Consider the following 6,629-nt stretch of genomic DNA (forward strand, 5'->3'; position numbering starts at 1 on the left):
CCGCATTTCGCGGTATCTATGGGAGGAATGCCATGTTGACGCGCGCCGAAAACCGGCTTGAAAACCTTTGGAATGACGCGAAATCCGAAGGGATGAGCGAGCCTGAGAAGCTGCTCTACCGCTCGAACCTTCTGGGCTCGGACAAGCGAATCACGAACTACGGCGGCGGCAACACCTCGGCCAAGGTGACCGAGACCGATCCGCTCACCGGCGATCAGGTCGAGGTGCTCTGGGTCAAAGGGTCAGGCGGCGATGTCGGCTCGACCAAGATGGACGGTTTCGCGACCCTCTACATGGACAAGCTGAACGCGCTCAAGGGGCTCTACCGAGGTGTCGAGTTCGAAGATGAGATGGTCGGCTACCTGCCCCATTGCACCTTCAACCTGAACGCGCGCGCAGCCTCGATCGACACGCCGCTCCATGCCTATGTGCCGCACAAACACGTCGACCACATGCACCCCGACGCGATCATCGCCATCGCGGCCTCGAAGAACTCCAAGGAGCTGACGCAGGAGATTTTCGGGGACGATATCGGCTGGTTGCCGTGGAAAAAGCCGGGCTACGAACTGGGCCTGTGGCTTGAGGATTTCTGCAAGAAGAACCCCGATGCCAAAGGGGTCGTGCTGGAAAGCCACGGGCTGTTCACCTGGGCCGACGATGCCAAGGACTGCTATGAGCTGACCATCGAGATCATCCAGAAGGCGATGGATTGGTTCGCCGGCAAGACGGCCGGTCAGGAGGCTTTCGGCGGCGCGGTTCACGACAGCCTGTCGCCGGACGCCCGCCGCGCGGTCGCGGCACGCCTGATGCCCGGGATCCGGGGTTTCGTGTCCGGCAATCAGCACATGGTCGGCCATTTCGACGACAGCGACGCGGTTCTGGAATTCGTCAACGCCAGGGACATGGAGCCGCTCGCCGCGCTTGGCACCTCCTGCCCCGACCACTTCCTGCGCACGAAGATTCGCCCGCTTGTGGTGGCGTTCGACCCGGCCAAGAACAACCTCGACGCGGTGATGGACGGACTGCCCGACCAGATCGCCGCCTATCGCGAGGATTACGCGGCCTATTACGAGCGTTGCAAACGCGACGACAGCCCAGCGATCCGCGACCCGAATGCGGTGGTCTATCTAATCCCCGGCGTGGGCATGATTACCTTCGCCAAGGACAAGGCGACGGCGCGGATTTCCGGCGAGTTCTATACCAACGCGATCAACGTGATGCGCGGTGCCTCGGCGGTCTCGGAATACGTCGGCCTGCCCGAGCAGGAAGCCTTCGACATCGAATACTGGCTGCTCGAAGAGGCCAAGCTGCAACGCATGCCCAAGCCCAAGTCGCTGGCCGGTCGCGTGGCGCTCGTCACCGGCGGCGCGGGTGGGATCGGGTCCGCCACGGCCGAGCGTTACCTGTCCGAGGGGGCCTGCGTCATGCTGGCCGACATAAACGAGGACAGCCTGAGCGCGACGCAGGAAAATCTCGTCCAGCGCTTCGGGCGCGACGTGGTGCGCACGGTCAAGATGAATGTGACCGACGAAGCCGAGGTCGCGGCCTCCTACGCCGATATCGCGGTGGAGTTCGGCGGCATCGATATCCTCGTCTCCAACGCTGGCATCGCCTCGTCCGCCCCGGTCGAGGAAACCACGCTGGAGCTTTGGCAAAAGAACATGGACATCCTGTCCACCGGTTATTTCCTCGTCTCGCGTGAGGCCTTCAAGGTCATGCGCGGGCAGGGCATCGGGGGTTCGGTGGTCTTTATCGCCTCCAAGAATGGTCTTGCGGCCAGCCCGAACGCGTCGGCCTATTGCACCGCCAAGGCCAGTGAGATTCATCTTGCCCGCTGTCTCGCGCTAGAAGGGGCCGAGGCCGGTATCCGTGTGAACGTTGTGAACCCGGACGCCGTTCTCCGTGGCTCCAAGATCTGGGAGGGCGAATGGCTCGACCAGCGGGCCTCGACCTACGGCACCGACAAGGAGGGGCTGGAGGAGATGTATCGCAACCGCTCCATGCTCAAGCGGTCGGTGCTTCCCGAGGATATCGCGGAAGCGGCCTATTTCTTTGCCGCCGATACGTCGGCTAAGTCGACGGGCAATATCGTGAACGTCGATGCGGGTAACAAGGAAGCTTTCACGCGCTGACCCGGCGTGGGGGCGTCCTGCGCCCCCATCCATCAGGGAGAACCGAATGCGCCTGACCCAGTGCCATAATTTCCATGATTTCCGGCGGCTCGCCAAACGGCGACTGCCCTCGCCCATCTTCAACTACATCGACGGCGGCGCCGACGATGAGGTGACGATGCGGCGCAACCCGGCCGCATTCGACGCCGTGGACCTTGTGCCGCATGTTCTGCGCGGGACCGAAGCGGTGGACCTGTCGGTCGAGGTCATGGGGCAGAAACTGGCCCTGCCGTTCTACCTGTCGCCCACCGCGCTTCAGCGGCTTTTCCACCATGACGGCGAACGCGCGGTGGCGGCGGCGGCGGCGAAATACGGAACCATGTTCGGAGTCTCGTCCCTTGGCACCACGTCGCTCGAAGAGCTGAGGCGCACGCATGACACCCCGCAGGTCTACCAGTTCTATTTCCACAAGGACCGGGGCCTGAACCGCGCGATGATGCAACGCGCGAAAGAGGCAGGCGTCGATGTGATGATGCTGACCGTCGACAGCATGACCGGCGGCAACCGCGAACGTGACAAGCGCACCGGATTCTCGATCCCCTTTCGGCTGACGCTGGGCGGCATGGCGCAGTTCGCCATGAAACCGGCCTGGGGCATCAACTACGTCACCAACGAAAAATTCGCGCTGCCCCAGCTTGACGATCACGTCGACATGGGCGGCGGCACCATGTCGATCGGACGCTACTTTACCGAGATGCTGGACCCCACGATGAACTGGGACGACCTCGCCGAGATGATCGAGTTCTGGGACGAGAAGTTCTGCCTCAAGGGTGTCATACACCCCGACGATGCGGCCCGCGCCGCCGAGATCGGCTGCGACGCGATCGTGCTGTCGAACCATGCAGGGCGGCAATTGGACGGTTCCATCGCCCCCTTCGATGCGCTCGGTGGCATCGTCGATCAGGTCGGCGACAAACTCGACGTGATGATGGACAGCGGCATCCAGCGCGGCACGCATATCATCAAGGCGCTCGCCATGGGGGCCAAGGCCGTCGGCATCGGGCGCGGCTATCTGTTTCCGCTGGCCGCCGCCGGACAGGCCGGGGTCGAACGCATGGTCGGGCTGCTGCGCGACGAAGTCGAACGGGACATGCGCCTCATGGGCGCGGCGCAGGTGTCTGACCTGACCCGCGACATGCTGCGCGCAAGATAATCGCCGGGCCACCGGCAGGGAGGAACAATGAGCTATCAATCCGCCAAGGACGCCTTTGCCGAATGGGGCGTGGACACCGAAACCGCGATCGAGGCGCTCGCCCATATCCCGATCTCGGTCCATTGCTGGCAGGGTGACGACGTGGTCGGGTTCGAGGGGCAGTCTGGGTCCTCCGGCGGCGGCATTCAGGCCACCGGCAACCATCCGGGCCGCGCCCGCACGCCGGACGAACTGCGCGCCGACCTCGAATTCGCCTATTCGATGATCCCCGGCAAACATCGCCTGAACCTGCACGCCTTTTATCTCGACACCGACGAGACGCCGGACCGCGACGAAATCGAATTCAAGCATTTCGCGCCCTGGGTCGACTGGGCCAAGGATCAGGGTATCGGCCTGGATTTCAACCCGACCTTCTTTGCCCATGCCAAGGCCGACGACAACCTGACCCTCAGCCACCCCGATCAGGGCATCCGCGACTTCTGGATCGAACACGGCAAGCGCTGCCGCGACATCGCAGCCCAGATGGGCGCGGCGCTAGGGTCGCCTGCGGTGAACAACATCTGGGTGCCGGACGGGTCCAAGGATACGCCGGTCGACCGGATGGCCGCACGCAAAAGGCTCGAGGCCTCGCTCGACACGATGCTCGCGCCTCAGCACGACAAGGCGCATCTGCTCGATGCGGTGGAGTCCAAGCTGTTCGGCATCGGGGTCGAAGCCATGACCGTGGGCAGCCACGAATTCTACTTGGGCTACGCGATCCGCAAGGGCACGCTGCTCTGCCTCGACATGGGGCATTTCCACCCGACGGAGAACATCGCAGACAAGCTGTCATCGGTTGCCCTCTCCGTGGATGAGCTCCTCCTCCACGTCTCGCGCCCGATGCGCTGGGATTCCGACCACGTCATCCTTCTGGACGACTCGTTGCGCCAGATGGCGCAGGAACTGGTTTTCGCCGACCTGCTGGGTCGCACGCATATCGGGCTCGATTTCTTCGACGCAACGATCAGCCGCACGGCAGCTTGGGTCATCGGCGTGCGTAACATGCAAAAGGCACTCCTCGAGGCATCGCTGATGCCGCAGGCGCGGTTGAAAGACGCCGAGGAGGCGCTCGACTTCACCACGCGGTTTGTTCTCACCGAAGAGCTCAAGGACCTGCCGTTCGGTGCGGTTTGGGCCGAGTTCTGCGCGCGCAACGAACGCCCTTACGGCATGGGACTGATTCATGAATTGGCGGGATATCAGACGCGAGTTGCCGACCGGGGCAGGTAGAACATCCGACAGAAAGGGCGCTTCCTCAACGCGCTTGTCCTCATCGGTGGGACGTCGGGTTTCGGGCGGGGAATGGCAACTTGTCTGTCGTGTCCGCGCTGTTGCACCCGGCCCAGGAATGGCTGGATCGACATGCCGCGCCGGATCCCTTTTGTTGTGTAGAAAAAGTTCGCTAGGGTCAGCTTTGTGCGCGACATAGCAAACGCGCTCCTCGAGCTGGAAGGTCTTCTCGAATGTCACCTCAAGCACATTCCGCCCTGCCATCCGGTCCACCGTCGCAGACATGTAAGAGGCCAAAGAGTCGCGAGGGCGGACTGACTTCGCGCCAGCACCCCGGCGCGATGCCACCTCAGAGACGCTCTGCGCGCGCTCAGGGCGCATCTTCGTGCGCCTGTAGTCTTGGCGCCTGAAACGGCTTGGATGCACTCAGCGGGCAGCGCAGCGCCTCTGACGGCACTCAACCAATTATGCGTGAAACCGGCCATCCCAACTATGTGGTCTGGATTCAGCGCTAGTGCATGTCCGGCTGGTCCGACCCAGATCGAGTGAACGGCCCTTGAAGTGGGACATAGCTCTCCACCAAAACCGGACCAGTCCATGATGCACGCGGCTGAGCGAGGTCGAAGACCTAGAAATATTCGATATGCGCGAGGGGGATCGTTTCTGGTGCCGACATCTAGCAAGGCACCGAACCTCCCATCCATCGGACTCCGCAGCAACCGGCTGTAGTGGTTTCTTCCCCGCGTCAGTAATGAACCACAAATATGTGTAGGTTGTGGAAGCGGCTACGCTCGAAAAGGTGGGAATGGACTGGTCTCGGTTGCCCCGATCAGCTCGTCGACGAGGTTGCGGATCAGCGTGGTGCGCAGGACCGTGTGGTCGGGGTCGTCCCAAAGGTTCCGGGTCTCGTCAGGGTCTGTGGTCCGTTCGTATAGCTCCCCCCAATCCTCGCCCTCGTAGACCGTCATCCGGTGGCTGCGGGTTAAAAGAGTGCGTGAGTTCGCCGGGCGGTCGGTGAAGTAGGGCTTGGGGTGGGCGTTGTCCTCAAACTCCATGAGCAGCTCTTCGCGTCTCTCGCCGCTCCAGATGCTGCGTCCCTGAATGCCATGGTAAGGCGCAACGCCAGCACGTTCGAGGAGCGTCGGCGCGATGTCGACTGAGGACGTGAGCCGGTCGTCCGTGCCGCCCCCTTCGCGGTCCGGGTCTCGCCAGATGAAGGGCACCCGGTAGGTCGAGTTGTGGATGTAGGGACCCTTCAGCAGCATCGAGAACGTGCCGAGGAAATCGCCGTGATCCGCGTTGAACACGATGACCGTATTGTCCCACTGGCCATTCGCTTTCAGCCGGTCGATCAGGTTGCCGATTTGTTCGTCGATAAGCGTGACCATCCCGGCGGTCAGAGCCATCGCTTCCTTCAGGTGCCGCTCGCTCGCCATGAAGTTTTCCTGCCCGGCGGTGAACTGGCTTCCGTCGAGGAATTTTTCGCGCAGAGCCTTTAGAACTGGGTTCGGGGTCTCGTGCGCCTCGAACGGCAGGTCGATATCGAAATCGTCGGGGTCATACATATCCCAATAACGACCCGGCGGATTGAACGGATGGTGAGGGTCCGGAAAGCTGACGAGCGCGAAGAAGGGCGTGCTGGCATCTTGCGCGTCGAGGAACTCGCAGCCGCGCATCCCGATGTAGCTCGAGGGGTAAATCTCCTCCGGCAGCGGGGTGCGGTAGGCCTGCGGGCAGGAATAATTGTGCGGCAACTGGTTCTCACGGTCGCGCAGGGCCTGCCAGTCGTCCGGGCGGCGGGTCTTGAGCCATTGCAGATAGTGACCGTTCGGGCGGTCGCCATGGTCGGACGTGAAGTCGACGTGATCGAACCCGTAATACGGGCGCGGCACCACGATCTCTTCAGCAGTCAGGTTTTCGGGCGACTCCACGTCATAGCGGTTCACATCCTTCACCGCCTCGGCAATCGGCCCGGACACGGGCTGCGGCCCCTTCTTCTGCGGATGGCCCGTCATGCGTTGAAGGTGGCTCTTGCC

4 protein-coding genes are annotated in these 6,629 nt (G+C 62.6%); 3 read left to right on the forward strand and 1 reads right to left on the reverse strand.

Features of this window, described 5'->3' with window-relative positions:
* Positions 1-32 precede the first annotated feature (32 nt).
* Genes B2585_RS20500 through B2585_RS20510 form a run of 3 tightly spaced genes read left to right on the forward strand, consistent with a single transcriptional unit; the run spans position 33 to position 4,593 of the window.
* Positions 33-2,132, forward strand: coding sequence for a bifunctional rhamnulose-1-phosphate aldolase/short-chain dehydrogenase (locus tag B2585_RS20500; protein ID WP_292025917.1), 2,100 nt, complete (start codon positions 33-35; stop codon positions 2,130-2,132).
* Between the two features lie 46 nt (positions 2,133-2,178).
* Entirely contained in the window at positions 2,179-3,324 is a 1,146-nt protein-coding gene (locus B2585_RS20505) for an alpha-hydroxy acid oxidase (RefSeq protein WP_292025918.1), read from the forward strand.
* A gap of 27 nt (positions 3,325-3,351) precedes the next feature.
* Positions 3,352-4,593 (forward strand): L-rhamnose isomerase, encoded by a 1,242-nt coding sequence (locus tag B2585_RS20510; RefSeq protein ID WP_292025920.1) that lies wholly within the window; start codon positions 3,352-3,354, stop codon positions 4,591-4,593.
* 785 nt (positions 4,594-5,378) lie between these two features.
* Here B2585_RS20510 and B2585_RS20515 read toward each other — a convergent pair.
* Positions 5,379-6,629 (reverse strand): sulfatase-like hydrolase/transferase (locus B2585_RS20515; RefSeq protein WP_292025922.1); only part of this gene is annotated, 1,251 nt, incomplete at its 5' end.

Source organism: Maritimibacter sp. UBA3975 (assembly GCF_002384975.1).
Classification (GTDB): domain Bacteria; phylum Pseudomonadota; class Alphaproteobacteria; order Rhodobacterales; family Rhodobacteraceae; genus Maritimibacter.